This is a genomic window from Catellatospora sp. IY07-71, assembly GCF_018326265.1.
GTDB lineage: Bacteria > Actinomycetota > Actinomycetes > Mycobacteriales > Micromonosporaceae > Catellatospora.
The window spans coordinates 1,930,491-1,957,335 of record NZ_AP023360.1; the positions used below are offsets into that span (position 1 = coordinate 1,930,491).

The window sequence follows — 26,845 nt, forward strand, 5'->3', positions numbered from 1 at the left end:
TCCGACCCCTCTCCACAGGACGACTCGTGCATCACGCGAACCACTTCTACGGCCACGCGCAGGTGCTCGCCCGGTACTGCGACCTTGGCGAGCTCGACGCGCCGCCGCGCATGCTCGGCTACCTGCAGCACGGCTGGAACATCGGCGACGGGCTCGCGCCCGGCACGCCGTACGTCGAGGGCGCCCCGATCTTCGTGTGGTCCGAGCAGACGCGCCGCCGGGCGTGGTCGCTGGGCCGCCGCAACGTGACCGTGGTCGGCGCCCCCTGGATCTACCTGCTGGCCCTGGAGCCGGAGGGGCCGGCCGCGCCGCCGCGCGAGGGCACCATCTGGTACCCGTTCCACGGCTGGGAGGGCCAGGAGGTCAAGGGCGACCACCGCCGCCTCATCGCCACCATCAAGGACGTCGAGGAGGGGCCGGTCACCGTCTGCCTGTACTGGGCGGAGTTCCAGACCCGGCGCATCCGCCGCCTCTACGAGCGGGCCGGCTTCCGCGTCATCTGCCACGGCTACCGCGGGCACTGGTGGCGCCAGACCAACCCGGACTTCCTGCTCGGCCAGCTCACCGAGCTGCGCCGGCACAGGCGGGTGGCGTCCAACCGGGTCAGCAGCGCGCTGTTCTACGGCCTGGCCGCCGGCTGCGAGTCCGCCGTGTACGGCGACCCGATGGTGCTGCACGCCGAGGACCCGACCTTCGGCGGCGTGGCCCGCATCCGGCGGCAGTGGCCGGAACTGCACGGCACCCACGTCGACCACGCCACCGCCCGCGCCATCGCCGACGACGAGCTCGGCACGGCGTACCTGACCTCACCCGCGTCCCTGCGCCGCCTGTTCGGCTGGGAGCACCTCCACACCCCCCGCCCCGTCCCCGCAGGAGCAGGCCGATGAGCCCGTCGACCACCACCGTGCCGCAGAACCTCCGCCTGATCGGCGGCGAGATGCTGGTCTGGACCGATGACGAGCCGGCCGCCGACCGGCGCCCCGCGGCCGGCCCGGCGCTGCAGGAGGTGCTGCGCGACCTGGTCCGGCCCGGCGGGCGGGCGCTGGTCGCCGGCCCGCACGAGCAGGCGCTGATCAGCCTGCTCGCCGACGCGCCGATGGCGGTCACCTGCCTGGTGCGGGCGTATCCGGACGCCGAGGCGCTGGCCCGGCGGCTGCCGGGGGTGACCGTGCTGTGCGGCAGCGTCGCCAAGCTCGACCCGTCCGACACGTACGACCTGGTCGTCGCCTGCGACGGGCTGGAGCGGCTGCCCTCGGTCGAGGGCGCCGCGCTGAGCTGGGCGGAGACCGCCGACCTGATGGCGGGCGCGGTGCGCCCCGGCGGCACGCTGCTGCTGGCCCAGGAGAACCTGCTCGGCGTGCACCGCCTGGTCCGCATGTCCCCCTGGTACGGCGAGCGCACCGACGCGGACTGGACGCCGCTCGGCGACTACGACGCCACCCGGCCCGCCTCGCCCGGCGAGCTGGTGTCGAGCCTGGCCGGGCGCGGGCTGACCGTCGCCGAGCCGATGGCGGGCTTCCCGACCGCGCACGAGCCGTCGGTGCTCGCGCCGCTCGACCGGCTGGCCGACCCGCACCTGGCCGGGTTCGTCCGCATCGCGGTGTCCGCCGCGTACGGCGCCCAGCTCGCCGGCCGCCCGGTGCTCAGCGACCCGCGAGCGCTGGCGGGCAGCGCGCTGCGCGCCGGGTCGGCCGCCGAGTTCGCGCCGGTCTGGCTGGTCGCCGCGACCCGGGCCGGAGCGCTGATCCCGCGCCAGCGCGTGGTCGTCGCCGACGCGGGCACGGTGCCCCACCCGGTGCGCTACGAGGTGGTCCGCGCCGAACACGGCTGGTCCCGCCAGGTGCTCGGCGATCCCACGCTGCGCAGCCGCGACGGGGTGTACCGGGACCCGGCGGCGCTGGCCGGGCCGCTGCCGCGCGGCAGGCTGTTCGAGGAGCAGCTGATCGAGCTGTGCCTGCGCCGCGACCTGCCTGAGCTGAGCCGCGTGCTGACCCGCTACGCCGCCTGGCTGGCCGAGGGGGCGGACGAGGACGGCACGGTCGGCGGGGTGGCGCTCTGGGCCGCCCCGGGTGACCTGCTGCTCGACGGCGAAGGCTGCACGCCGTGGGACCCGACCTGGTCCACCACGGTGCGCGCGCCGCTGGACGTGGCGCTGGCCCGCTCGCTGCGCACGTTCGCGGTACGCCTGATCACCGGGGGCTACTCGCACCCGTGGCCCGTGCTGGTCGACGCGGATTCGCTGGTGGTGATCCTCGCGGGCATGGCCGGGCACACCCTGGAGCGGCCGGTGCTGGCCGCGGCCGTCGACCTGGAGGCGCGCCTGCGCGCCGCCGAGCATGGCCTGGACGAGGCCGGCCGCGAGCGGCTGCGCGAGCGGCTGGCCGCGGTCACCCCCGGCACCCCGCCGCTGGACCTGGACAGCCACCGGGAGCTGCACGCCGCCAACGACCGGCTGCGCGAGGAGCTGGCCCACGCCGTGTCGCGCGTCGCGTGGGCCGAGGAGCTGCTGGAATCACGGGAGAAGGCGCTGCGGCACGCCGAGGACAAGCTCGACATCCTCAGCGGCTCGTTCAGCTTCCGGCTGGGCAAGCTGCTGATCTACCCGCTGCGCAAGGCCAAGGGCCTCGCCAAGCGGCTGCTGCGGCGCTGACAGGGGGACATCGGATGCGGATGCTCGGCGTGATCCAGGCCCGGATGGGCTCCACCCGGCTGCCCGGCAAGGTGCTGCGGCCGCTCGCGGGCAGCACCGTGCTGGGCCGGGTGGTCCGTGCGGCCCGGGAGAGCGGCGCGGTCGACGAGCTGGTGGTGGCCACCACGATCGAGGACGCCGACGACGCGGTCGTGGCCGAGTGCACGCGGCTGGGCGTGGCCTGGCACCGCGGCCCGGTCGACGACGTGCTGACCCGATTCCTGGGCGCGCTCGACGCCCACCCGGCCGACGCGGTCATGCGGTTCACCGCGGACTGCCCGCTGCTGGACCCGGAGATCGTGGCGCTGGGCGGGCGGGTGTTCCGCGCCGTGCCGGGGCTGGACTACCTGAGCACGTCGCTGGCCCGGATGCTGCCGCGCGGGCTGGACGTCGAGGTGATCCGGGCGGACACGCTGCGCACGCTGGACCGGCTGGCCACGGCGCACCACCGGGTGCATGTCACGTCGTACGCGTACACCCATCCGGACCGGTTCCGGGTGCTGGGCCTCACCCTGCCGCCGGACCGCACCGGTCTGCGGCTGACCCTGGACACGCCGGAGGACTGGCGGCTCGTCGAGGCGGTGGTGGCGGAGTTCGGCGACAGCAGCGTGCCGCTGGCCAAGCTGGCCGAGTGGCTGTCGGCGCATCCTGAGGTGGCGGCGTACAACGCGCACGTGGAGCAGAAGGCGCTGGAGCGGGGATGACGCCGGTCCGCGTCGGGCTGCGCTGCGACGCCGGGGCCACCCGCGGCGTCGGTCACCTGGTGCGCTGCGTCGCGCTGGGCGAGGAGCTGGCGTCCCGGGGCGTGCGGCCGGTGTTCCTCGGGGACACCGGCGGCCTGCCCTGGGCCGAGGAGCAGCTGGCCAGGCGCGGGTTCGCGCGGGTGCCCGGACCGGACACACCGGACGGCGCCGTCGCGGCCGTCAAGGAGCACGGGCTGGCCGCGATGGTGCTGGACTCGTACACCCTCGATCCCGCCTGCGCCGGCGCCCTGCGGGAGCGGGGCGTGCCGGTGCTGGCCGTGGTCGACGGCGACCTGCGCGGCCAGGACGCCGACCTCTACCTGGACCAGAACCTGGACGCGGAGCTGGCCGCGCCCCCGCTGCCGCCGGACGCGGTCCGCCTGGCCGGCCTGCGCTACGTGCTGCTGCGCGACGACGTGCTGCGCCTGCGGCCGACGGCGCCGGTCCGCCACCCGGGCGCGGCCCGTCCGAAGGTGCTGGCCTTCTTCGGCGGCACGGACGCGTTCAGCGCGGCGCCGCCGCTGTGCCGCCTGGTGCTCGGCACCGGCCTGCCGCTGGAGCTGACCGTGGTGGCGGGCACGCCCGCGCTGCACCGGCAGCTGCTGTCCCTGCCGGTGGGCCCGGAGCAGGCGATCCACGTGCTGGCGCCGACGGACCGGCTGCCCGCGCTGGTCGCCGAAGCCGATCTGGTGGTGAGTGCGTCGGGCACCTCGACCTGGGAGCTGCTGTGCCTCGGTGCGGCGGCCGCGCTGGTGTGGGTCGTCGACAACCAGGAACTCGGATATGAACGGGTTGTTGCCCGGGGACTGTCCGCGGGGTTGGGCCATCTGTCCGACCTGACCGATCCGGACGGTTCGCATGCCGTTGCCGCTCGTGACACATTGCGACGGCTTCTGTCTTCCCCGAACGCCCGCGCCGCAGCCTCCGCGCGGGCTCTTGGCGCAGTAGACGGCCTTGGTCGGGCCCGTGTGGCGGATGAGCTGCTGGCTCTCGTCGTCTCCCGCCGCCATCACGCAGCGTAATGATGGCTACGTGATCCAGTAATCCTGTTGTTACGCAGGGAACATGGCACGTTTACCCGATATGACGTGGGGTTATTTTCCGTGAGAGTAGCCACTTTCGGGGCCGGATCGAGGGCTGTGGGAGGAGACGGTGACTACCGTCGCGCTCAAAGACGTCACCAAGGTGTTCCAGGATGGGACGGTGGCGGTGGACAACGTCAGCCTCGATGTGGCTGACGGTGAATTCATGGTTCTCCTGGGACCCTCCGGCTGTGGCAAGTCCACTGTGCTGCGGATGATCGCGGGCCTGGAGGATCCCACCACTGGTGCGATCATGCTCGACGGCCAGCTGGCCAACCAGCTGCCGCCGCGTGATCGCCGGATCGCGATGGTCTTCCAGGACTTCGCGCTGTACCCCCACATGACCGTGGGCGAGAACATCGGCTTCCCGCTGCGGCTGTCCGGCGTGGAGCCGGAGCCGCGGGCGGAGCGGGTCGCCGACGTGGCCAGTGCACTGGGCATCGGCGACGTGCTGGGCCGCAAGCCCAGCCAGCTGTCCGGCGGCCAGCGCCAGCGGGTGGCCATGGGCCGCGCCATCGTGCGCCGCCCCGGGCTCTTCCTGATGGACGAGCCGCTGTCCAACCTGGACAGTGGTCTGCGCGCCGAGCTGCGCGCCGAGATCTCCGGCCTGGTCCGCGAGCTGGGCGTCAGCACCGTGTACGTCACGCACGACCAGGCCGAGGCGCTGACCATGGCCGACCGCGTGGCCATCATGCGCAAGGGCGTGCTTCAGGACGTGGGCACCCCGACGCAGGTGTACGGCAAGCCGGCCACCCTGTACGTCGCCGCGTTCCTCGGCAGCCCGCGGATGAACCTGCTGGAGGCGTCGGTCTACGTGCACCTCGACCGCTACGTCCAGCTCAACCTGGGCGAGCAGTCGCTGTACCTGAAGTGGGACGACATCCGCGCCCGCGCCGTGTCGCACTTCCACGGCGAGCGCATCGTCATCGGCGTACGCGCCGAGGCGATCACGCCCGTGGCGCCCGACACCCCGGGCGACGTGCTGCAGGGCCGCATCCGCTACCTGGAGCACCACGGCCACGAGTCGCTGGCCTTCGTCGACATCGGCGCGACCGCCGTCGTCGTCGACGAGATCGGCCGCTCCGCCGCCGAGGCCGAGGAGCACGGCTCCCGGCTGCGCCGCTTCGGGCACGTCATCAACCGGATGAAGGGCCGGAGCAACGGCGGCGCGACCACCGTCGCCGAGCGTCCTGCTCAGCGGGAGAGCGTTCTCTCCGACCCGGGCCGCCACCACCGGCGCGCCGCCGAGCTCGCGGTGCGGCTCGCGCCGTACCCGCAGATCAGCTCCGGGCACCCGCTGTCCATCGCGGTCCGCATGGACGCCCTGCACTTCTTCGACGAGCGGGGCGACCGGATCGACGTCGGCTGGCGCTGACCTCCTTACGGTCTCCACGGCGATGATCGCCGTCTCGTGTCAGAAAGTGTGGTCCTACCGCACTTCTCGACACGAGGCGGCGATCTTTCTTTGGAGGGCTGCAACCTGGTGCGGGTCCGGGAAGTGTGACAAGGCATGACGACCGCGACGGCCGTGTCCGCCGACGACTTCGAGGGCTTCTACCAGGCCTGCTTCGCCCCGACCGTGCTGCTGGTGTACTCCTTCACCGCCGACATGGGCGCCGCCCAGGACGTGACCCAGGAGGCGTTCGCGCGGGCCTGGCAGCGCTGGCAGACCGTGTCGGAGTACAACGACCCGCTCGCCTGGGTCCGCCGCGTCGCGATCAACCTGGCCAACTCCCGCTGGCGCCGCATCCGCACGGCACGCAAGTACCTGGACCGGCAGCGCGAGGAGTTCGCGCCCGACGTCAACCCCGACCACGTCATGGTCGTCGCGGCGCTGCGCCGGCTGCCCAAGGGCCAGCGCGAGGCGCTGGTGCTGCACTACCTGGCCGACATGGCCGTCGAGGACGTGGCCCTGCAGCTGCAGGTGCCGACCGGCACGGTGAAGTCGTGGCTGTCCCGGGGCCGGTCCGCGCTCGCCGCCATCCTGGAGATCGAGGCGCCGAAGGTCGCCACCCCGGCCACGCAGCAGATCGTGGCGCGCGGCCAGGCCCGCCGCCGGCGGCAGCTCGCCGCCACGACGGCCGCCTGCCTGCTCGCCGCCGCCCTCGTGCTGGCCGTGCTCACCTCATGGCGTCCCTTCGCCGCCCCCGACCCGCTCAGCCCTACCCCGACCTCGTCGCGGCCCGCCGGCTGCGCCCCGGACCAGGTCCCGGCCGACCTCAGGCTGCCCGACTCGGAGTCGGAGGTGACGGTCAACGTGTTCAACGGGACGGCCGTCGCCGACCGGGCCGCTAACGTCGGCGCGGATCTGACGAACCGCAAGTTCACCGTCGGCACCGTCGGCGAGGTGCGGGGGGAGTACGCCGAGGAGGTGGCGGTGCTGCGCTACGGGCCGGCGGCGGTCGGGGACGCGCGGCTGCTGGAGGCGTATCTGCTGAACGAGGCCACGATCGAGTTCGACCTGCAGCGGCAGACCGATGACGTGGACCTGATCGTCGGCGGCCGGTTCAAGCAGCTCGCGACGCCGACCGAGATGCGCCAGGCCGTCGCCGCCCTCGGCGCGCCCCAACTCCCGCCGGGCACCTGCCGTAAGCAGTAGCGGGGCGGCCGTGCGCCGTCGACCCGGCGGCGCACGGCCGCTGGTCTGGACTAAAGGGCCGCCGCACGCTGCTCGTCAGCGGCCAGGCGGAGATCGCGGAAGTCCTGGACGGCCGCGAGTGAAAGCCTGACCAGCCGCGCGAGATCGCCTCGTGCGAGCAGCAGGACGTCGTCGAGGACGTCCGGCGGGATCTCCAGCTGACGGGGGCCGTAGCAGTCGTGCCACGCCATGTCCGTCAGGTGGAGCAGGTCGAGCACGGCCTCCACGTCACGCGCACCGAACTCCTGCGCGATCCGGGGCTTACGTTCGTCGCGGCGTTGCGTGCTGCCGATGGCCATGCGCGCAGTATCCGCCTTCCGCGAGGCGGGCGGGGGGCACCGGGCACGGAACGCGCGGCTGTGCCGACACGGCGCGGATCTTTGTGAAACAGCGGTGTGACGTGGTGCCCCCGGCAGGAATCGAACCTGCGACCTGCGGTTTAGGAAACCGTCGCTCTATCCCCTGAGCTACGAGGGCGCGGGGTCAGCCTACCTGGACTCCGCGCGAATTTTCACACAGGCCTCAGCGGTTCGGGCGCAGCGTCCAAGTGATGGTCATCTCGCCCGTGGTCACGCCCTCGGTGTTCGCGATGGTGACCAGCACGTCGAACTCCGGCCGCTGCCCCGCGTCCAGCTCCGCGACGACATCCGGGGCCGCCCGGTCGAGCGTCGCGGTCGCGCTGACCACGCCCATCGCGAGCTTCTGGTACGCGATCGTGGCGCGCACCGCGAGCGGCGTGGCCCGGTGCAGCTGGTCGCCGAACGCGGCGAGCACGATCGCGCCGGACGCCGTCTCGGCCAGCGTGAACATGGCGCCGGCGTGCGGGCCGCCCACGTGGTTGTGCACGGCCGGGTCGTCGGGCAGCTCGACGACGGCGACCGCGCCGTCCGCGTCCGCGGTGACCCTGGTGAAGCGAATGCCGAGCGTACGGGCGAACGGGACGCGGGCGAGCATGCCCTCGGCGACGGCAGCGGTGTCGATCGTCATGGACATGATGTTACTGACCGGTAATGTCCTCGGGCAAGGACGGCCCGCCGCCCGGAGCCCGCCGGTGCGGCTCGCCGACGGCTCCCTGCGCAAGATCGCGGGTTCGTGTCCAAACCTGCGGCGTGACCGCACTTTCCGACACGAGACGCCGATCATGCGCGCCGGTGGCGCCGGGTGGGGAGCTGTCCGGCGTCAGGGCGTGTGTTCGAAGCCCAGGTCGTGGGCGGTGGGGGCGATCGGACCACCGTCGCCTGGCACGGCGCGCCGGAGGCGCCACTGTCCCGCGGCAGATCTTGGAGAGTTGTTGTCGTCCGGCGAACCGCAACTCTCCAAGATCTGCCGCGTGGCGTCGTCGGAACCGAAACCGGAACCGGAACCGGGAGCGGCCTGCGACGCCTGATGGGCGCCGGGTGCGCGGACGGCGGCCGCGCGGCGGCTCGCGCGTACGTCGGCCAGCGCGATGACCAGGGAGACCAGCACGAACGCGATGGTCACCCACAACCCGTGCCGGAACGCCGTGGCGAAGTCGCCGTGGCTGGCCGCGATCGAGTCGAAGAAGACGGCTCCCACCACCGCGATGCCCACCGCGGCCCCGATGCGCTGCCCGGTCTGCAGCACCCCGCCCGCGCTGCCCGCCCCCGCGACCGGCACCTCGGCCAGCGTCAGGGTCTGGTTCGGCGCGATCACCAGCCCGCTGCCGACACCCGCGATGAGCAGCGGCAGCGCCGTGGCGAACCCGTCCATGCGCCCCGGCACCAGCTCCACGGCCAGCTCCACCCCGACCAGCCCGATCAGCACCAGGACCAGCCCGATCGCGATGAGCCCGCGCCCGACGCGGGTCACGATCGGCCCGCCGAGGCTCGCCGACACCGCCGAGCCCAGCGCGAACGGCAGCGTCGCGATGCCCGCCTGCAACGCGGTGTAGTGCAGGCCCTGCTGGAGGTACAGCGTGAAGATGAAGAAGATCGCGGTGAAGCCGGCGAAGTAGGCCAGGCTCAGCAGCGCGCCCAGGCTGTACGACCGCCGCCGGAACAGGCCCAGGTCGACCATCGGGTGCCGCCCGGTGCGCGCGTAACTCCGCTCCCACGCGATGAACCCGGCCAGCACGGCGACCCCGGCCACCAGCAGCAGCCACTTGCTGCGCCCGACCCACGTCTGCTCCTGGATCAGCGGCAGCAGCACCAGCACCACGCCGAGCGCGAGCAGCGCCACGCCCACCGGGTCGAAGCTCTCCCGGCGGCGCTGCTCGTCGCACGTCTTCGGGATGAAGCGGTACGCCAGGAAGATGGCCAGCGCGCCCACGGGGATGTTGACGTAGAAGACCCAGCGCCAGCCCTCGGCGACCCCGGCGGCCTGGATCAGCAGCCCGCCGATGAGCGGCCCGACGGCGGTGGAGATGCCGACGGTGGCCCCGAGCATGCCGAACGCGCGACCGCGCTCGGCGCCCCGGAACAGCTGCTGGATCAGGCCGCTGATCTGCGGGTTGATGATGCCGCCCGCGGCACCCTGGACGACCCGCGCGACGACCAGCCACAGCGCGCCCTGGGCCAGCCCGGCCGCCGCGCTGGCGAGGGTGAACAGCGCGACGCCGGCCACGAACGCGTTGCGCCGGCCGTGCATGTCGCCGAACCGCCCGGCTGGCACGAGCAGCAGTCCGAACGCGAGCGCGTACCCGGAGACGACCCACTGCAGGGCGCTGTCGGAGGCGTGCAGACCCTCCCGGATGGACGGCAGCGCGACGTTGACGATGCTGACGTCGAGCAGGGCCATGAACCCGCCCACGAGGCATACGGACAGCGCCCGCCAGCGACGCGGATCGGGTGTGTAGCCGTCCCCGCTGCCGCTCGTTCGCACAGGTCAGAGCCTATCGGCGAATCTTCACGTCAGGTCGCTTTTCGCCGCGGTCCCGGCCTCGGCCCGCAGCCGGGCGAGCGCGTCGCCGATCGCCGCGGCGGCCCGGCGGCTGCGCAGGGACGGGCGGTGCAGGTACATCCCCATCACGTACCGGTCGAACGCGTCGAGCCGGACCGTCTCACCGGATCGGAAGGTGACGGCCATGCCGTACCGGTCGGGGACCACCTCCACCACCTCGGCCAGGGGCACCTCCCGGACCGGCTCGTTCGTGTTCCGGAAGCGCAGTGTGCCGTCCGTCAGCGTGAGCGTCTCACGCCAGAACATCCACGCCATCAAGGTGCACAGGAGCGCGACGACCAGGCTCCAGACCAGGTTGAAGGTGCTCGACGAGCCGTCGAGCCACTCCCTGACCTCGCGGGGAGTGTTGTACAACACGAGCGCGACCAGCAGGCCGCACGCGACTATGCGGGTGAGCGGGGACGGCCAGGTGCGCTTCATCGACGCATCGTATGGCGGCGGCGCTTGCCGCAGGGGGCCTCGCTACGGCTGCGTCTGCTCGGTGAGCCAGGCGAGGTAGGCCGGGTTGCCCGCGAGGATCGGGACGCAGAGGACCTCGGGCGTCTCGTACGGGTGCGCGTCGAGCAGGTGCCGCTCCAGGGCGGCGTACCCGGCGGCGGTGGTCTTCAGCACGACCACCCACTCCTCGGCCTCCTCGACCGCGCCCTGCCAGCGGTACGTGCTCGTGATCGGCCCGCCGACCTGCGCGCACGCGGCGAGCCGCGCCTCGACCGCGCCGCGTGCCAGCTCCTGCGCCGCCGCCCGGCCGTCCACGGTCGTGACCACCTGTACGAACTCGCCCATGCCCGTCACGCTAGTGCGGACCGCACCCGTGGTGACGGCAGCGTCCGCGTGCCCGTGCCCGTGCCGGTGCTGCAGTTTCGGGGAAAGTGTGGCTGCGCCGAGCGGCGAGGGTGCAGTTTCCCCGAAACTGCAGCCCGCTGCGCTGGACGCGCGGCGGTCAGCCGGCGGCGCGGGAGATTTCGACGACCACCTGGCTGTCGGTGACCGAGGTGACCTTGGCGCTGAAGTCGCCGACGTTCACGCCGTCGCCGCGCTGGATGGTGACCTGCTGGCCGCCCACCTTCAGGGTGGCCGAGGTGTCGTCGGCGCTGACCAGTTGCACCTCGATGCCGAGGATCGAGATCTTCGCGTTGGTCACGTTGCGCTCGAACGTGATGGTGCAGGTGCTGGTGCTGCAGCTGGCTGTGGCGCCCTCGCCGCTGCATCCCGCCAGCGCGCCGCCGGTGAGCGCCGCCACGAGCGCAGCGGTCGCGGCGAGCCGGGCCATCCTCCGTGCGAACATGTACGCGATCATAGACCGCCGGTGATAGGGATGTGACGATGATCGACCAGGTCGTGAGCGTGTTGCGGGAGACCGCGCAGACGGTGGTCCTGCCGAGGTTCCGCAACCTGGCCGCTGGGGAGATCGTCGAGAAGAGCCCGGGTGACCTGGTCACCGTCGCCGACCGCGAGGCCGAGGTGGTGCTGTCGGCGCGGCTCGCGGCGCTGCTGCCGGGATCGCTGGTGGTCGGCGAGGAGGCGGTCGCGGCGGACCCGTCGGTGCTGGCCCGGATGAGCGACGACGGCCCGGTATGGGTGATCGACCCGATCGACGGCACCGGCAACTTCGCCGCGGGGCGGGAGCCGTTCGGCATGATGGTCGCGCTGATGCGCGGCGGCGTGCCGGTGCTCGCGGTGATCTACGAGCCGGTGCCGGACATGGTGACCGTCGCCGAGTCCGGGTCGGGCTCCTATATAGACGGCGCGCGCATGGTGCTGGACCACACCCCGCTCGGCCCGGACGAGCTGCGCGGCGCGGTGATGACGAAGTACCTGCCGCCGCAGGTGCGCGAGCAGGTGGAGGCGCGGCTGCCGAAGCTGTCGGAGGCGATCCCCGGGCTGCGCTGTGCCGCACGGGAGTATCCGGAGCTGCTGCGCCAGACCCGGCATTTCGCCATGTTCTGGCGGGCCAAGCCGTGGGACCACGCCCCGGGCACGCTGGTGATCCGCGAGGCGGGCGGGGTGGTCAAGCACTTCGACGGGGCTGACTACGACCCGGTGCACCCGCGCGAGGGGCTCGTCGTCTGTCGTGACGATGCGGTGTTTGGGCTGGTACGGAGCGTGTTGCTGGCGTGAGTAACTTTCCAGTCCCGGTGACGCTGCGGTAATCTGCGTCGCGGCCGCACGTCTGCGGGTGCCCCCGACTCCCGTGGCGGCCGCCGCCGCGTGCACCCCGCTCCTTCCTTCGCGGCGTGAGACGGAAGGATCCATCCGTGACCCTGACGGTGCGCCCCCGCCGACGGTTCAGGTCCGTTCCCGCGCTCCTCGTGTCGGCGCTCGCCGCCGCCGTGCTGGTGACCGGCATGCCGTCCGCCGCGCTGGCCGAGCCCAACGAGGTCGGGTCCAGCAAGGTCGCGCAGATGCGCAAGACCCTCGACAGCGCCGCCGCGCAGTATCTGGAGGCCGAGGGCCTGCTGGAGGCGTCGAAGACGCAGCAGCGGGAGCTCAACCAGAAGCTGGCCGCGGCGGAGAACCGCTACGCGCGCTCGCGGGCGAGCATCCTCAAGTACGCCGCGGAGGCGTACAAGAGCGGCCGGCTCGGTGTCGTCGGGGTCATGCTGAACGCGACCTCGCCGGACGAGTTCATGAGCCGCACGGCGGCGCTGGAGCGGATGGCCGCCCGCGACGAGGCCCGGATCAGCGAGTTCGTCGCCGCGCGCACCGAGATCGACCAGACCAAGGGCGCGATCGACGCCCAGGTCAAGGAGCAGTCGAAGCAGCTCGCGGAGATGACGAAGCTGCGTAAGGCGACCGAGCGGGCGCTGTCGGCGGTGGGCGGCTACGCCGTCAACGGCTGGGTGGACCCGTACGCGCCGACCGCGGTCGCGGCCAAGCGCAACCGGGACGGCAGTTGGCCGAAGGAGAGCTGCTCCGAGAACGACCCGACTCCGGCGAACGGCTGCGTCACGCCGCGGACCCTGCATGCGCTGCGCCAGGCGCAGCGGTGGTTCGGCCACTACGTCTCCTGCTACCGCCCCGGCGACATGTACGAGCACCCCAAGGGCCGGGCCTGCGACTTCTCCTCGGAGCCGAACGGGTTCGCGAACTTCTCCTCCGGGCCCACGAACAAGCTCTACGGCGACAAGCTGGCGTCGTTCTTCGTGAAGAACGCGAGCCGCCTGGGCGTGATGTACGTGATCTGGTGGTGCAAGGTCTGGGTGGCGGGCAGCGGGTGGAAGCAGTATTCGGCCACCGGCTCCAAGTGCGGCGACTCGCCCGCGGGTGATCACACCAACCACGTGCACGTGTCCATCCTCTAGCTGTGCACGACATCACTTCGGCGGCTGTTGTGGGTCCGGCCCACATGGCTGCGTGTGAGGTGTCTCTCTAGCGTGGTCCGCGACCACGAGGTTGACCCACTCCGGCAACGCTGCGGAAACGAACCTCGCGGCTTCGGCAGGACCACTCAATGAGGAGATGCAGTGAGCGAGCGCAGCAGACTGCACATTTTTGCGCAGAATGTCGGATTGTCCCGGCGGGTACTCGTCGCGTCCACGGTCGCCGCCGCCCTGCTGGCCGCGGCCGGTTGCAGCAGCCCGCAGGAGGCGGCGCAGGGCGAGGAGGGCGCGCCGGTCAAGGTCGGCCTGGTCTACTCCCAGTCCGGCGCCCTGGCCAGCTACGGCAAGCAGTACATCGACGGCTTCAAGGCCGGCCTGGCCCAGGCCACGAACGGCACCAACAAGGTCAACGGCCGTACCATCGAGCTGCTGGAGGCCGACGACGCCGGTGACCCGGCCAAGGCGGTCACCGCGGCGAAGGACATGCTCGGCAAGGGTGTCAAGATCCTCGCCGGCTCGGCGTCCTCGGGCGTGGCGCTGCAGGTCGCGCCGATCGCCGCGCAGAACAAGACGCTGTTCATCTCCGGCCCGGCCGCCACCGACGGCGTCACCGGCGTGAACCGCTACACCTTCCGCTCCGGCCGCCAGTCGTACCAGGACGTGCTCGCCGCGAAGTCGTTCATCGGCGACGCGGCCGGCAAGAAGGTCGTGGTGTTCGCGCAGGACAGCGCGTTCGGCAAGGCCAACGAGGCCGCGGTCACCGCCGTCATAGGCGGCGCGGGCGCCAAGGTCACCTCGATCCTGGTGCCGGCCAGCGCGACCGACTTCACCCCGTTCGCCGACCAGGTCAACACGGCCAAGCCGGACCTGCTCTTCGTGGCCTGGGCGGGCACCACCGCCACCGCCATGTGGGGCGCGCTGGACCAGCAGGGCGTGCTCACCAGCACCACCGTGGTGACCGGCCTGGACCAGAAGGCGTCGTACCCGGTGTTCGGCGCGGCGGGCGAGAAGATCTCGTTCCTGTCGCACTACTTCGACGGCGCGACCAGCAACGAGGCCGCCAAGGCGGCGTCGGCGAAGATCACCGGCGGGCTGGACCTGTTCTCGCCGGACGGCTTCAACGCCGCGCAGATGGTGGTGCGGGCGATCGCCGAGGGCGGCGACGACGTCGAGAAGATGATCACCGCGCTGGAGGGCTGGAGCTTCGACGGGGTCAAGGGCAAGATGACCATCCGCAAGGACGACCACGCCATGCTTCAGCCGATGTTCCAGGTCAAGCTCGTGGGCACCGGCGCCGCGGCCAAGCCGCAGCTGGTCAAGGAGCTGGCGCCGGAAGAGGTCACCCCGCCCGCCGTGGCGATGAAGAGCTGACCTGTGGACCACCCCTCCCCGGGTCTCGCCGAGGCTGTGTCCCTGCCCGAACAGCGGCAGGGGCACGGCCTCGGCCCCGCTGAGACCCAAGATGAAGCGGTACTGGCGACCGAGGGCCTGACCTGGCGCATCGGCGAGGTCGCCATCGTCGACGGCGTGAGCCTGCGGCTGCGGGCCGGGGAGTTCCTCGGCGTGATCGGCCCCAACGGCGCGGGCAAGACCTCGCTGTTCAACCTGATCTCGGGCCTGCGCGCGGTGACCGTCGGCCGGGTGCTGCTGCACGGCGCGGACATCACCGCGCTCGCGCCGCACCGCCGGGCGCGGCGCGGCCTGGGCCGCACCTTCCAGTCCTCGTCGGTGTTCGGCGGCCTGTCCGTACGCGAGAACGTCCGGCTGGCCGTGCAGGCGCAGCGCGGCGGCTCGATGGCCCTGTGGCGGCGCGCCTCGGCGTACCGCGAGGTGGCCGAGCGGGCCGATGCGTGCCTGGCCACGGTGGGTCTGGCCGGGCGCGGCGAGGTGCTCGCGGGCACCCTGGCGCACGGCGAGAAGCGCAAGCTGGAGATCGCGCTGCTGCTCGCGGGCGAGCCGTCGGTGCTGCTGCTCGACGAGCCCATGGCCGGTGTGTCCGCGGAGGACGTGCCGGAGCTGGTCGAGGTGATCCGGGGCCTGACCGCCCACAGCGACCGCAGCGTGCTCATGGTGGAGCACCACATGGACGTGATCCTCGGCCTGGCCGACCGCCTCGCGGTGATGCACCACGGCGCGCTGCTGGCCTGCGACACCCCGGACGCGGTCATGGCTGACGCCACCGTGCAGGAGGCATACCTGGGGGAGGGCCTGTGAAGCACGAGGAAAGAGCTTGCGAGCCCCGCAGCGCGAACCTCAGCAGCACTGTGAGCGCGCTCCTGGAAGTTAACGATCTCTCCGTCCGGATCGCGGGGCTGCACATCCTGCAGGGTGTGTCGTTCTCGGTGGCGCCGTCCGGGGTGACCGTGCTGCTCGGGCGCAACGGCGTGGGCAAGTCGACCACGCTGCGCGCGATCCTGGGCCTGACTCCGCGCAACGGCACGGCCACCGGCTCGGTGCGGCTGGCCGGGCAGGAGATCCTGGGCCGTCCCACGCACGGCCTGGTCCAGTCGGGCCTCGGCTTCGTGCCGGAGGACCGGTGCGTGTTCGCCGGGCTGACCGTCGCGGAGAACCTGCGGCTGGCCGAGCGCACCCCGACCCCGGACTACGACCTGGTGTTCAAGCTGTTCCCGGAGCTGTCCAAGCGCTCCCGGCAGCGGGCCGGGTCGCTGTCCGGCGGCCAGCAGCAGATGCTGTCGCTGGGCCGGGTGCTGCTCAACGACAACCGGCTGCTGCTCATCGACGAGCCGACCAAGGGCCTGGCGCCCAAGGTCGTCACCGAGGTGGCCGAGGCCCTGGAGCGGGCCGCGCAGGCCGTGCCGGTGCTGCTCGTCGAGCAGAACCTGGCGGTGGTACGCCGGCTCGCCGGTGACGCCGTGGTCATCGCCGCGGGCCAGGTGGCTTGGACCGGCCGGGGCGGCGAGCTGCTGGCCGATCCGGAGCTGACCAGGTCGCTGCTGTCCGTCAACGCCACCGGGGGGCACTGATGTCGACCGTCATCCTGATGACCGTCACCGGCCTCGGCCTGGCGGCGCTGTACTTCCTCGTCGCCTCGGGCCTGTCGCTCGTGTTCGGCCTGGCCGACGTGCTCAACTTCGCGCACGGGCTGTTCCTGTCGGTCGGCGCGTACGCCACCTGGTGGGCGGCGGGAAACCTGCCCGGCGCGGGCGCCGAGGGCTGGGGCTTCGTGCTCGCCGTGGCGTTCGGTGTGCTCGCCGGCACGGTCGTGGCGGCGCTGGTGGAGCTGGTCATGATCCGGCCGCTCTACTCGCGCACCATCGAGCAGGTGCTGGTCACGGTCGGCCTGTCGCTGGCCGGCGTGGCCGCGCTGCAGGCCGGGTTCGGCGCGGACCCGCGCCCGTTCCCGCGCCCGGCGTGGACGCAGCAGGTGGTCACCATCGCGGGCGCCCGGGTGCCCATGGACCGGCTGCTGCTCATCGTCGCGGCGCTGGTGGTGCTCGGCGCGCTGCTGGCCTTCCTGCGCTGGACCCGGTACGGCCTGATCATCCGGGCGGGCGTGGAGAACCGGGAGATGGTCACCGCGCTCGGCATCGACGTGCGCAAGGCGTTCACGCTGGTCTTCGCGATCGGCGGGGCGGCTGCGGCGCTGGCCGGCGCGCTGGCCGGGGTGTACTCCGGCAGCGTCTCGCCGACCAGCGGCTCCTCGCTGCTGATCTTCGCGTTCATCGTGGTGGTGATCGGCGGCATGGGCTCGGTGCTGGGCTCGGCGGCCGCCGCCGTCGCGGTGGGCCTGCTCCAGCAGTTCGTCAACTACTACGGCGGCTCGGGCGCCGGAGACGTCTGCGTGGTCGCCCTGCTGGCCCTCGTGCTGCTGTGGCGTCCCGCGGGCCTGGCCGGGAAGGCGGCGGCATGAACTACGTGAAGAGGTTCTGGCCCGTCGCGGCGTTCGTGGCGCTGGCGCTGCTGCCGTACAGCGGGATCACGATCCCGGGGCTGTTCGACGGGCCGCTCAACTCGCCCGGGGCGCTGCAGGTGCTGGCGCTGTGCCTGGTCTTCGGCGGCCTGGCCGCCGGGTACGACCTGCTGTTCGGGCGCACCGGCCTGCTGTCGTTCGGCCACGCGCTCTACTTCGCGCTCGGCGTCTACGGCACGGACATCCTGATCACCAAGTACGGCTACCCGCTGCCGCTGGCCGCGCTGCTGGCGGTGCTGTTCGCGACCACGGTCGCGGTGGCGCTGGGCGCGGTGGCGCTGCGCGTGCACGGCATCGCGTTCTCCATGGTCACGCTGGCCTTCGCCCAGGTCGGCGCGATCCTGGTGGCCCGCGACCCGAACGGGCTGACCGGCGGTGAGGAAGGCCTGGCGTTGGACGCGTCCCGGCTGCCCGCGGCGCTGGTCGGGGTGGTGAACACGGTCAACCTGTACTGGCTGGCGCTGGCTTACCTGGGCCTGGTGCTGGTGGTGTTGCACCGGGTCGCGCAGTCGCCGACCGGGCGGGTCTTCGCGGGCCTGCGCGACGATGAGCGGCGGGTCGGGGTGCTCGGGCTGGACCCGTACCGCTTCAAGCTGGTCGCCTTCACCTTGTCAGGCGCCCTGGCCGCGCTCGGCGGCGTGGTCTACGTGCTGCTCACGGCGGGCGCGTCGCCGCACGTGGCGTCGTCGGACCTGACCCTGACGCTGCTGGTGATGGTCGTGCTCGGCGGTCCGGGCACCCGGTTCGGCCCGGTGCTGGGCGGGGTGCTGTTCACCTACCTGGATCACCGGCTGACCGGCTTCGGGGCGTCCGGCGCGGTCGACGCGCTGCCCGGCGTGCTGGCCGGTCCGCTGTCCCAGCCGCTGTTCGTGCTGGGCACGATCTTCATCCTGGCCGTCTACTTCTTCCCCGGCGGCCTGGCCGGCCTGCGCACCCGCCTCACCGCGCTGCGCCGCACCGTCACCCCACCACCCCGCCCCTGACCACCTGACCCCCACCCGTCCCCAGGGGGAACGGTGGGGGTCAGGTGGGTGGGGCGACGACGCGGCCGAAGCTGTGGATGGGGAGGCTGTCGATCGGGTCGACGCGGACGCGCTCGCCGAACTGGGGGGCGTGGACCATCCGGTTGCCGCCCAGGTAGATGCCTACGTGGTGCAGGTCGCGGTAGAAGAAGATCAGGTCGCCGGGGACGAGCTGGCCCCGGCTGATGCCGCGGGAGCGCTGCTGCTGGCGGCCGGACTGGTGCGGCAGGTCGATGCCGATCCGGCGGAACGCCGCGGCGACCAGGCCGGAGCAGTCGAAGCCGCCGGGGCCCTCGCCGCCCCACTTGTAGTCCTTGCCGACCTGGTCCATGGCGAAGCGGACCACCTTCTCGCTCGCACCCTTCACCCGGGGCACCGCGACCTGCTGCCGGTCGGCGGAGCGGGTCGCCCGCCCCGTAGGCCCGTACGCCTTGGCCCGCAGTGCCTTGAGTTCCTCGATCTTGGCTTCGATGCCGGCCCGCTCCTGGCCGAGCTGCTTCTGCTGGCCGCGGCCCTGGGCCAGCAGCGCGTCGAGCGTGCGCTGCGCGGTGGCGTAGCGCTCGGAGGTGAGCGCGAGCGCGTCGATCTCACGCTGCTGGTGCTGTGTGAACGACTTCATCAGCAGCAGCCGGTCGACCACGTCGCGGGTGGTGCCCGCGTCCAGCAGCAGGCTCAGCGACATGGTCCGGCTGGAGCGGTAGCCGGCGGCGGCGAGGCGGCCGACGGCGTCGCGGCGCTGCGCGATCTGCTCCTTGAGCGGCTCGATCTGGCGCTGCAGCACCCCGGTCTGCGCGGCCGTGGTCTTCAGGTCCTCGCGCAGGTCGTGATACTTCTCCACGACGACTTCGAGCTGGTCGGACTTGGTGCGGATCTGTCGGTCGAGCTCGGCGCTCGACGGTTCGGCGTGGGCGACACCGGTCATCAGGACGGTGGACGCGAGGAGCGTCGCGCCGGCCCAGGACACCAGGCGCCGCGTGGCGGAGTTCGACACGTGGGTAATAACGACAAAGGTGCATGATCGGTGCAGGGCACCGACCGGGAGGTCACGCGCACGGCCCGCACCGGGCTCCGCGTCGGTTACAGTCACGCCGACGGCAAGCAGGGCAGGGACCAGGCGAGCGCTCGCCTGGCGGGGTCGTAGGGAGACCGCGATGTCCGTACGGACGACATACCAGATCACCGGCATGACCTGCGGCCACTGCGTGAACGCGGTGACCGCCGAGCTGACCGCGCTGCCCGGCGTGCACGAGGTCGAGGTGGACCTGGCCGCCGGCCGCGCCGTGGTGACCAGCGACGCCGTCCTGCCGATCGACGAGGTGCGCAACGCCGTCGACGAGGCCGGCTACGAGCTGGCGGGCGTCGATGCCTGAGCAGTCCACGCAGCCTGAGGCCCGGGTCCCGGGGCAGGCCGCGCCCGCCGCGGAGACCGTGCCCGAGGCGGACCAGGATGCCGTCGTACGCGCACAGCAGCGCGCGCGGCCCGCCGGGGATCCGGCCGGCAACCGGATCGGGGTGCTCGTCGGCGGGCTGATCCTGGCTCTGGTCGTCGGCTTCACCCTGGGCAAGCTGCTCGGCCCGGCGGAGAGCCCGACGGCCGGGGCGACCACCGGCGCGCCCGCCGCCGCACCGGATCCGAGCGCGGGCGGCGCGCACGTGCACAGCCCGCTGGCCAGCGCCGGTTCGGAGGTGGGCGGCCTGTCCGTGAGCAGCGGCGGCTACACCATGGTCCCGGCGGCGGCGGTCTTCGCCGCGCCCGGCCCGCAGGACCTCAAGTTCACGATCAACGGCGCCGACGGCAAGCCGGTGACCACGTTCGCGATCATGCACGAGAAGCCGCTGCACCTGATCGTGGTGCGCCGGGACATGACCGGATACCAGCACCTGCACCCGGCCATGGCGCCCGACGGCACCTGGTCCGTGCGAGCGGACCTGGCCACCTCGGGCGTGTGGCGGGCGTACGCCGACTTCACCGCGATCAACGCGGCCGGCACGCAGACCGCGCTGGCGCTGGGCGCCGACCTCACCGTCGCCGGCGACCACCGGCCGGTGCCGCTGCCCGCCATGGCGCGCGAGGCTGCCGTGGACGGGCAGACCGTCGTCTTCGAGGGCACCCCCGTCATCGGCGCCAGCCAGCCGCTGCTGTTCACCGTGCAGCAGGGCGGCCAGACCGTCACCGGGCTGGAGCCGTACCTGGGCTCCTTCGGGCACCTGGTGGTGCTGCGCGAGCTGGACCTCGGCTACGTGCACGTGCATCCGGAGCCCGCGCTGGTCAACGGCGGGGTCAAGTTCTGGATGTCCGCGCCGAGCCCGGGGCGCTACCGCATGTTCTTCGACTACTCGGTGGGGGCAAGGTACGCACCGCGCAGTTCACGGTCGAGGTGAAGTGACGGCGCTGTGACGTATTCGGGGCACCGGGCGGTTTCGACCGGTCGTCACGCTCGGTGCCCATCGGATCCGTAAACGAAGCTGCCTTTTCACGCAACAGACCGCCGCTGGGATCCCCGAAGACGCAACAGACCAGCGTAAGGACGCAATCCTTCTCGCTACTGCGGCGGGGCTCGGGTGCGTAACCTTGCTGATCGTGACAGAGCGTGACCTGACCCCCACCGACCGGCGGCCCCGCCCGCGCACGTACCTGATGTGCGCCCCGGAGCACTTCGTCGTCGAGTACGCGATCAACCCGTGGATGGACACCACCGCGCCGGTGGACACCGCCCTGGCCGTCAAGCAGTGGGACGCACTGCGCCAGACCATGGTCGATCTCGGCCACACCGTGCACGTGCTGACCCCGCAGGCCGGCCTGCCGGACATGGTGTTCTCGGCCAACGGCGCGTTCGTGGTCGACGGCGTGGCGTACGGCGCGAAGTTCCGCTACCCGCAGCGGGCCGACGAGGCCGCCGCGCACCGGGCCTTCTACGAGGCCGGCAGCGCCTACCGGTTCGTCGCGCCGACGCAGATCAACGAGGGCGAGGGCGACTTCGCGTACGTGCCGAACGCGCACGGCGGCCTCGCGCTGGCCGGGTACGGCTTCCGCACCGAGCCGGCCGCGCACGCCGAGGCCGAGGAGGCGCTGGGCCGCCCGGTGGTGTCGCTGAAGCTGACCGACCCGCGCTTCTACCACCTCGACGTGGCGCTGACCGTGCTCGACGACGAGAACATCGCCTACTACCCGGGCGCGTTCTCCGAGGCGTCGCAGAAGATCATCGCGCAGCTGTTCCCGGACGCGGTGATCGCCGACGAGGCCGACGCGCTCGCGTTCGCGCTGAACCTGGTCTCCGACGGCCGCAACGTCGTGATCAACACCGAGTCGGCGGCGTTCGCCGCGAAGCTCACCGCTGCCGGATACCACCCGGTCATGGTCGACCTCGCCGAGCTCAAGAAGGGCGGCGGCAGCGTCAAGTGCTGCATCGCCGAACTCCGCGACTGACCTCCTGCTCATGAGCGAAGCTCCCGCCGCGCCGCTGAGGCGGGACGGGAGCTTCGCTCATGTAAGAGGCGTCAGGCGGGTGGGGTGAAGGCGGTGGTGCGGGTCATGCCGGCGGCGCGGCCCTTGGCGGAGATGACCAGGGCCATCTTGCGGGAGGCCTCGTCGATCATCTCGTCGCCGAGCATCACCGCGCCGAGGCGGCCGCCCTGCTCGGAGGTGTAGTAGTCGTACGCGTCGAGGATCAGCTCGGCGTGGTCGTAGTCGGACTGCGCGGGCGAGTAGACCTCGTTGGCGGCGTCGATCTGGCCGGGGTGCAGCACCCACTTGCCGTCGAAGCCCAGCGCGGCGGAGCGCTTGGCCACCTCGGTGAACCCGTCCACGTCCTTGATCTGCAGGTACGGCCCGTCGATGGCCTGCTTGTCGTGCATGCGGGCGGCCATCAGGATGCGCATCAGGATGTAGTGGTACGGGTCGCCCGGGTAGCTCGGGATGAGCGCGCCGACGACCAGCGACTTCATGTTGATCGAGGCCATGAAGTCGGCGGGGCCGAAGATGATGGTCTCCACCCGGGGCGAGGCGGCCGCGATGGCGTCCACGTTGACCAGGCCGGCCGCGTTCTCGATCTGGGCCTCGATGCCGATGCCGCCGACCGGCAGGCCGAGCGACTTCTCCAGCTGCGTGAGCGTCAGGTCGAGCCACTCCACGTGCGCGGCGCTCTGCACCTTGGGCAGCATGATGCAGTCCAGGTTGGCGCCGGCGCCCTCGACGATCTCGATGACGTCCCGGTAGGTCCACGGCGTGGTCAGGTCGTTCACCCGGACGACCCGCGTCTTGCCCGCCCACTCGCCCTCGTTCAGCGCGGCGACGATGTTCTTGCGGGCCTCGGGCTTGGCCAGCGGTGCGACCGCGTCCTCCAGGTCCAGGAAGACCTGGTCGGCGGGCAGGCCCTGGGCCTTGCCGAGCATCTTGACGCTGGAACCCGGCACCGCCAGGCACGACCTGCGGGAACGACCGAGTGCGGCCATCGATACTCCTTAGGGAGCGTTCAGTAGTTGACGCCACGGTAACCTTCCTCCGGTCGAGAGGAGAACGGGACTGTGGAAGATCTCACGCGGCACGCGGTGATCACCGGCGCCACGTCCGGCATCGGGCAGGCCGCGGCCGTCGCCCTGGCGCGACAGGGCTGGCAGGTCACCGTGGTCGGGCGTGATCCCGGCCGGCTGGACGCGACGCTCGGCGCGGTCCGCCAGGCGGCGACCGGGCCCGCCCCGGCCGGGCTGCTGGCCGACTTCGCGGACCTCTCGCAGGTGCGCGAACTCGCCGCCGAACTCTCCGGGCAGCGCGTCGACGTGCTGGCCAACAACGCCGGGCTGGTCGTCGGCGAGCGGGTCACCACCGTGGACGGGCACGAGCTGACCATCCAGACCAACCACCTGGCGCCGTTCCTGCTGACCACGCTGCTGCGCGCGCAGCTCGCACCGGGCGCGCGGATCGTGAACACGGCGTCCATGGCGCACACCTGGGGCAGTGTCGATCCGGCCGATCTGGACCGCCGCAACGGGCGCTACGGCAGCTGGTCGGCGTACGGCGCGTCCAAGCGCGCCAACATCATGTTCGCCGCCGAGGCGGCGCGGCGCTGGCCGGAGCTGCTCAGCTTCTCGTTCCATCCGGGCGTGGTGCGCACCCGCTTCGGCACCCCGATCGCGCGGTTGTTCTACAAGCTCGGGCCGGGCCTGGCCACCCCCGAGCAGGGCGCCGACCAGCTGGTCTGGCTCGCCACGGAGGATCCGGCGCGGCTGGAGAACGGCGCGTACTACGTACTGCGCAAGGTGACCGCACCACACCGGCAGGCCCGTGATCCGCAGCAGGCCGCCCTGCTCTGGGACGCCAGCGAGGCCGCCGTCCGGCTCCCTTGATGATCGAAGCTCCCGCCGCGCTGTCGGTGCGGCACGGCGGGAGCTTCGACCGGGAGTGTCAGTAGGAGCCGGACGAGCCGACCGCGCCGAGGATGCCCAGCATGGGCAGCACGAAGGCGCAGAGGCAGCCGACCACGCCGAGGCCGGTGATGATCCAGCCGACGATGATGGCGGCCTTGGCCAGGCCCTCGCCGTCCTCGCCGGACTGGCGGATCTGCTTCATCGCCGAGTGGCCCAGGATCGCGCCGATCGGGGCGGTGATCCAGGTCAGCAGCCCGACCAGCGACAGGATGAGCGCCACCAGCGCCATGCTGTTCTGCGGGCGGGCGGCCGGGTAGTACGGCTGCTGCGCGTAGGGCTGGGCGTACGGCTGCTGCCCGGCGGGCGGGGTGGCCGACTTGTACGCCTCACCGTAGGGCGGCGTCGGCGGCGCGACCGGCGAGCCGGGCGGCGCGACCGGGGAGCCGGGCACGACGGGGGAGCCGTACGCGGGCGGCTGCGCGTAGGGGTTGGCCGCCGGCGGCGGCGCGTACGGGTCCGGCTGGGCCGCGTAGGGGTCCTGGCCGGAAGGTGGCGGGTAGGACATGAAAGCTCTCCCTGGTCTACCAGTCGCTGCTGTCAGCTGTTCTGGATCTCGTTCCAGAAGTTCGGGTCGTTGATGATGCCGATCACGAGGAGCAGCACCATGATCGCGGTGAGCGCCACCGCGGCCCAGCCGGTGGCGATGCCGGCGATGGCCATGCCGCGGCCCTGCTGACCCCGCTCCTTGATCTGCTTCAGGCTGATGTGCCCCAGGATCGCACCGATCAGGCCGGGCAGCGCGCCCATCCCATAGCAGCAGCAGGTGGCCACGCCGACGATCCCCAGGACGAGGGACGCGATCGCCATGCCGTTGGTGACGCCGCCCGGAGCGGCGGACGGGTAGGCGGCGTACGGCGTGGCGTACGGCGAGCCGCTGGTCGGCGGGGTGCTGTACGGGTTGGCGCTCACGGGCGGCGGTGCGTACGGGTCCGGCGCCATCGGCGGCTGCGCGTACGGATCGGGCTGCGGTGCGAAGGGGTCGTGCCCGGCCGGTGGCGGGTAGGTCATGGGGGTGCGGTCTCCTCGTCGAAGGGTTCAGCGCACGGTAGCGAACCCGGTGAACCTTTTCACAGTGACGGTGCTGTCAAGCGGCTTGGATGGGACGGGGCCCCGGCTCATACTCAGCAAAACTGAAGCTTCGTTCAGTGCCCTGGAGGCTGACTCATGGCTCGTCTCGCCCGTACGCCCGGCTTGTCCGATGTGCAGACCGCCATCCTGGAGACGGTGCGCGAGTTCGCGGACAAGGAGATCATCCCGCGCGCGCAGCGGCTGGAGCACGACGACGAGTACCCCGAGGTGATCCTCGCCGGGATGAAGGAGATGGGCCTGTTCGGCCTGACCATCCCGGAGGAGTACGGCGGCCTCGGCGAGTCGCTGCTGACCTACGCGCTGGTCGTCGAGGAGCTGTCCCGCGGCTGGATGTCGGTGTCCGGCATCGTCAACACCCACTTCATCGTGGCGTACCTGGTCTCCCAGCACGGCTCGGCGGAGCAGAAGCAGCGCCTGCTGCCGCGCATGGCCACCGGCGACGTGCGCGGCGCGTTCAGCATGTCCGAGCCGAACTGCGGCTCCGACGTCTCGGCGATCAAGTCGCGGGCGGTGCGCGACGGCGACTCGTACGTGCTCAACGGCCAGAAGATGTGGCTGACCAACGGGGCCTACTCGTCGGTGGTGGCCACGCTGGTCAAGACGGACCAGGGCGCGGACACCGTCTACGGCAACATGACCACGTTCCTGCTGGAGAAGGAGCCCGGCTTCGGCGAGACCGCGCCCGGCCTGACCATCCCTGGCAAGATCGACAAGATGGGCTACAAGGGCGTCGAGACCACCGAGATGATCCTCGACGGCCACCGCGTGCCGGACTCGGCGATCCTCGGCGGCGCGGACCAGGCCGGCCGCGGCTTCTACCAGATGATGGACGGCATCGAGGTGGGCCGGGTCAACGTGGCCGCGCGCGCCTGCGGCATCTCCATCCGCGCGTTCGAGCTGGCCGTGGCGTACGCGCAGCAGCGCGCCACCTTCGGCAAGCCGATCGCGCAGCACCAGGCCGTGGCGTTCAAGCTCGCCGAGATGGGCACCAAGATCGAGGCGGCGCACGCGCTGATGGTCAACGCGGCCCGGCTGAAGGACTCCGGCCAGCGCAACGACGTCGAGGCGGGCATGGCCAAGCTGCTGGCCAGCGAGTACTGCCACGAGATCGTCACCGAGTCGTTCCGCATCCACGGCGGCTACGGCTACTCGAAGGAGTACGAGATCGAGCGGCTCATGCGCGAGGCGCCGTTCCTGCTCATCGGCGAGGGCACCAGCGAGATCCAGAAGACGATCATCTCGCGCGGCCTGCTCAAGGAGTACCGCGCGCACTGAGCGGTCAGTGCGAGCGCAGCTCCGGCGGGGCGGTGGCCAGGCGGGCCAGGTCGCCGCGCCGCTCGGGGTGCTCCAGGTAGAACTGCAGGACGCTGACCACGTCGGCGTCCTGCACGCCGTAGTCCGCGCCGCGCACCCGCAGCGTGCGGTCGTCGGTCTCCAGCCGCAGGCCGGCCCCGGGGTTCAGGCGCACCGACCGGATCTGCGACCAGGCGAAGTGCGCGCGGTGCACCCGTACGCCCGCGGCGTTCAGCACGATCTGCCGGTGCCGCTCACCGGGGGTGCCCACGGCCGACCACAGCAGCCACAGCGCCAGCAGCGTCCAGCCGATGGCCAGACCCAGCTCGCGGCCGTCGTGCAGGCGCGCCCAGCGGGCGATGACCGGCAGCTGCACGGCGAACACGGCGGCGTCGAACACCCGGTCGTGCACCAGCGTCAGCACCAGGCCGGGCTCGCCGTCGGCGGCGCCCTGCCGCCACTGGCCGCTGCGGCGCCGCCGCACGTGGAAGACGCGCACCGCGGCGGCGGCCAGGCCGGCCAGGATCAGCCAGACGGTGATCCCCTCGTCGGAGGAGAGCGGGTGGATCGGCGTCGTCCGGCCGTACCACCAGGCCCCGGCCAGCAGCAGCACGCCGACACCGGCGAAGGCGGCGGCGCGGGCACGCGGGCTGGTCGGCAGGGCGATCACCCGCAAAAGGCTACGAGGTCACCTC

General features: G+C 72.1%; 28 protein-coding genes, 1 tRNA gene and 1 pseudogene. 18 read left to right on the forward strand and 12 right to left on the reverse strand.

Annotated features, from left to right (window positions below; translation table 11 throughout):
* Window positions 1-26 precede the first annotated feature (26 nt).
* From CS0771_RS08760 to CS0771_RS08785, 6 genes are all read left to right on the forward strand, one after another.
* On the forward strand, window positions 27-887 hold the full coding sequence (locus tag CS0771_RS08760) for a hypothetical protein (protein WP_212840547.1): 861 nt from the start codon (window positions 27-29) through the stop codon (window positions 885-887).
* On the forward strand, window positions 884-2,650 hold the full coding sequence (locus CS0771_RS08765) for a bifunctional 2-polyprenyl-6-hydroxyphenol methylase/3-demethylubiquinol 3-O-methyltransferase UbiG (RefSeq protein WP_212840548.1): 1,767 nt from the start codon (window positions 884-886) through the stop codon (window positions 2,648-2,650). Before CS0771_RS08760 ends, CS0771_RS08765 begins: the two co-directional genes overlap by 4 nt.
* A 14-nt stretch (window positions 2,651-2,664) precedes the next feature.
* Window positions 2,665-3,393 carry a cytidylyltransferase domain-containing protein gene (locus tag CS0771_RS08770; RefSeq protein WP_212840549.1) on the forward strand — a complete coding sequence of 243 codons (729 nt, stop codon included), beginning with the start codon at window positions 2,665-2,667 and terminating at the stop codon, window positions 3,391-3,393.
* Window positions 3,390-4,454: a PseG/SpsG family protein gene (locus CS0771_RS08775; protein ID WP_212840550.1), complete on the forward strand. Its 1,065-nt coding sequence runs from the start codon at window positions 3,390-3,392 to the stop codon at window positions 4,452-4,454. Before CS0771_RS08770 ends, CS0771_RS08775 begins: the two co-directional genes overlap by 4 nt.
* A 130-nt stretch (window positions 4,455-4,584) precedes the next feature.
* Window positions 4,585-5,889: an ABC transporter ATP-binding protein gene (locus CS0771_RS08780; protein ID WP_212840551.1), complete on the forward strand. Its 1,305-nt coding sequence runs from the start codon at window positions 4,585-4,587 to the stop codon at window positions 5,887-5,889.
* A gap of 135 nt (window positions 5,890-6,024) precedes the next feature.
* Window positions 6,025-7,113 carry a sigma-70 family RNA polymerase sigma factor gene (locus tag CS0771_RS08785; RefSeq protein ID WP_212840552.1) on the forward strand — a complete coding sequence of 363 codons (1,089 nt, stop codon included), beginning with the start codon at window positions 6,025-6,027 and terminating at the stop codon, window positions 7,111-7,113.
* A 50-nt stretch (window positions 7,114-7,163) separates the two neighbouring features.
* Here CS0771_RS08785 and CS0771_RS08790 read toward each other — a convergent pair whose 3' ends face one another.
* The 7 genes and pseudogenes from CS0771_RS08790 to CS0771_RS08820 all read right to left on the reverse strand — a co-directional run bounded on the left by CS0771_RS08790 (window position 7,164) and on the right by CS0771_RS08820 (window position 11,356).
* Window positions 7,164-7,451, reverse strand: coding sequence for a hypothetical protein (locus CS0771_RS08790; protein WP_212840553.1), 288 nt, complete (start codon window positions 7,449-7,451; stop codon window positions 7,164-7,166).
* 102 nt (window positions 7,452-7,553) lie between these two features.
* Window positions 7,554-7,629 (reverse strand) — tRNA-Arg (locus CS0771_RS08795).
* Between the two features lie 45 nt (window positions 7,630-7,674).
* On the reverse strand, window positions 7,675-8,139 hold the full coding sequence (locus CS0771_RS08800) for a DUF4442 domain-containing protein (RefSeq protein WP_212840554.1): 465 nt from the start codon (window positions 8,137-8,139) through the stop codon (window positions 7,675-7,677).
* 429 nt (window positions 8,140-8,568) lie between these two features.
* Window positions 8,569-9,909 (reverse strand): annotated as a pseudogene (locus CS0771_RS08805) (MFS transporter); the annotation flags it as partial.
* Window positions 9,910-10,017: 108 nt separating this feature from the next.
* Window positions 10,018-10,491: a hypothetical protein gene (locus tag CS0771_RS08810; RefSeq protein ID WP_212840555.1), complete on the reverse strand. Its 474-nt coding sequence runs from the start codon at window positions 10,489-10,491 to the stop codon at window positions 10,018-10,020.
* Between the two features lie 42 nt (window positions 10,492-10,533).
* Entirely contained in the window at window positions 10,534-10,854 is a 321-nt protein-coding gene (gene cutA / locus CS0771_RS08815) for a divalent-cation tolerance protein CutA (protein ID WP_212840556.1), read from the reverse strand.
* A 157-nt stretch (window positions 10,855-11,011) separates the two neighbouring features.
* Window positions 11,012-11,356: a hypothetical protein gene (locus CS0771_RS08820; RefSeq protein WP_212840557.1), complete on the reverse strand. Its 345-nt coding sequence runs from the start codon at window positions 11,354-11,356 to the stop codon at window positions 11,012-11,014.
* A 38-nt stretch (window positions 11,357-11,394) separates the two neighbouring features.
* Between CS0771_RS08820 and CS0771_RS08825 the strand changes: the two genes are divergently transcribed.
* From CS0771_RS08825 to CS0771_RS08855, 7 genes are all read left to right on the forward strand, one after another.
* Complete coding sequence (locus CS0771_RS08825; protein WP_212840558.1) at window positions 11,395-12,189, forward strand: inositol monophosphatase family protein; 795 nt, start codon at window positions 11,395-11,397, stop codon at window positions 12,187-12,189.
* Window positions 12,190-12,326: 137 nt separating this feature from the next.
* Window positions 12,327-13,373, forward strand: a complete 1,047-nt coding sequence (locus CS0771_RS08830) for a hypothetical protein (protein ID WP_244870688.1) — start codon at window positions 12,327-12,329, stop codon at window positions 13,371-13,373.
* Between the two features lie 207 nt (window positions 13,374-13,580).
* The gene (locus CS0771_RS08835) at window positions 13,581-14,762 is read left to right on the forward strand and encodes a substrate-binding domain-containing protein (RefSeq protein ID WP_212840559.1); all 1,182 of its coding nucleotides are present in this window, start codon (window positions 13,581-13,583) and stop codon (window positions 14,760-14,762) included.
* A 102-nt stretch (window positions 14,763-14,864) separates the two neighbouring features.
* Window positions 14,865-15,605 carry an ABC transporter ATP-binding protein gene (locus CS0771_RS08840; protein ID WP_212845709.1) on the forward strand — a complete coding sequence of 247 codons (741 nt, stop codon included), beginning with the start codon at window positions 14,865-14,867 and terminating at the stop codon, window positions 15,603-15,605.
* 50 nt (window positions 15,606-15,655) lie between these two features.
* The gene (locus tag CS0771_RS08845) at window positions 15,656-16,375 is read left to right on the forward strand and encodes an ABC transporter ATP-binding protein (protein ID WP_212840560.1); all 720 of its coding nucleotides are present in this window, start codon (window positions 15,656-15,658) and stop codon (window positions 16,373-16,375) included.
* Complete coding sequence (locus CS0771_RS08850) at window positions 16,375-17,262, forward strand: branched-chain amino acid ABC transporter permease (RefSeq protein WP_212840561.1); 888 nt, start codon at window positions 16,375-16,377, stop codon at window positions 17,260-17,262. The genes CS0771_RS08845 and CS0771_RS08850 overlap by 1 nt, the downstream gene beginning before the upstream one ends.
* Complete coding sequence (locus CS0771_RS08855) at window positions 17,259-18,305, forward strand: branched-chain amino acid ABC transporter permease (RefSeq protein WP_212840562.1); 1,047 nt, start codon at window positions 17,259-17,261, stop codon at window positions 18,303-18,305. The genes CS0771_RS08850 and CS0771_RS08855 overlap by 4 nt, the downstream gene beginning before the upstream one ends.
* 40 nt (window positions 18,306-18,345) lie before the next feature.
* Here the strand turns inward: CS0771_RS08855 and CS0771_RS08860 are convergent, their stop codons facing one another.
* Window positions 18,346-19,335: an NlpC/P60 family protein gene (locus CS0771_RS08860; RefSeq protein ID WP_212840563.1), complete on the reverse strand. Its 990-nt coding sequence runs from the start codon at window positions 19,333-19,335 to the stop codon at window positions 18,346-18,348.
* Between the two features lie 160 nt (window positions 19,336-19,495).
* On the opposite strand from CS0771_RS08860, the gene CS0771_RS08865 reads away from it, so the two are divergent.
* The 3 genes from CS0771_RS08865 (at window position 19,496) to ddaH (ending at window position 21,771) form a co-directional block, all read left to right on the forward strand.
* Entirely contained in the window at window positions 19,496-19,714 is a 219-nt protein-coding gene (locus tag CS0771_RS08865; RefSeq protein ID WP_212840564.1) for a heavy-metal-associated domain-containing protein, read from the forward strand.
* The gene (locus CS0771_RS08870) at window positions 19,707-20,726 is read left to right on the forward strand and encodes a hypothetical protein (protein WP_244870689.1); all 1,020 of its coding nucleotides are present in this window, start codon (window positions 19,707-19,709) and stop codon (window positions 20,724-20,726) included. The genes CS0771_RS08865 and CS0771_RS08870 overlap by 8 nt, the downstream gene beginning before the upstream one ends.
* Before the next feature lie 199 nt (window positions 20,727-20,925).
* The gene (ddaH, locus tag CS0771_RS08875; protein WP_371821371.1) at window positions 20,926-21,771 is read left to right on the forward strand and encodes a dimethylargininase; all 846 of its coding nucleotides are present in this window, start codon (window positions 20,926-20,928) and stop codon (window positions 21,769-21,771) included.
* A 71-nt stretch (window positions 21,772-21,842) separates the two neighbouring features.
* Here the strand turns inward: ddaH and CS0771_RS08880 are convergent, their stop codons facing one another.
* Window positions 21,843-22,796, reverse strand: a complete 954-nt coding sequence (locus tag CS0771_RS08880) for a CoA ester lyase (protein ID WP_212840565.1) — start codon at window positions 22,794-22,796, stop codon at window positions 21,843-21,845.
* A gap of 72 nt (window positions 22,797-22,868) precedes the next feature.
* Here CS0771_RS08880 and CS0771_RS08885 point away from each other — a divergent pair, with 72 nt between their 5' ends.
* The gene (locus CS0771_RS08885; protein ID WP_212840566.1) at window positions 22,869-23,687 is read left to right on the forward strand and encodes an SDR family NAD(P)-dependent oxidoreductase; all 819 of its coding nucleotides are present in this window, start codon (window positions 22,869-22,871) and stop codon (window positions 23,685-23,687) included.
* Window positions 23,688-23,745: 58 nt separating this feature from the next.
* On the opposite strand, the gene CS0771_RS08890 is transcribed toward CS0771_RS08885, so the two are convergent.
* Entirely contained in the window at window positions 23,746-24,273 is a 528-nt protein-coding gene (locus tag CS0771_RS08890; RefSeq protein ID WP_212840567.1) for a DUF4190 domain-containing protein, read from the reverse strand.
* Window positions 24,274-24,305: 32 nt separating this feature from the next.
* Window positions 24,306-24,776: a DUF4190 domain-containing protein gene (locus tag CS0771_RS39395; protein ID WP_212840568.1), complete on the reverse strand. Its 471-nt coding sequence runs from the start codon at window positions 24,774-24,776 to the stop codon at window positions 24,306-24,308.
* A gap of 156 nt (window positions 24,777-24,932) precedes the next feature.
* Here CS0771_RS39395 and CS0771_RS08900 point away from each other — a divergent pair, with 156 nt between their 5' ends.
* Window positions 24,933-26,132, forward strand: coding sequence for an acyl-CoA dehydrogenase family protein (locus CS0771_RS08900; RefSeq protein ID WP_212840569.1), 1,200 nt, complete (start codon window positions 24,933-24,935; stop codon window positions 26,130-26,132).
* 4 nt (window positions 26,133-26,136) lie between these two features.
* Here CS0771_RS08900 and CS0771_RS08905 read toward each other — a convergent pair whose 3' ends face one another.
* Window positions 26,137-26,820, reverse strand: coding sequence for a hypothetical protein (locus tag CS0771_RS08905; protein ID WP_212840570.1), 684 nt, complete (start codon window positions 26,818-26,820; stop codon window positions 26,137-26,139).
* Window positions 26,821-26,845: the final 25 nt, after the last annotated feature.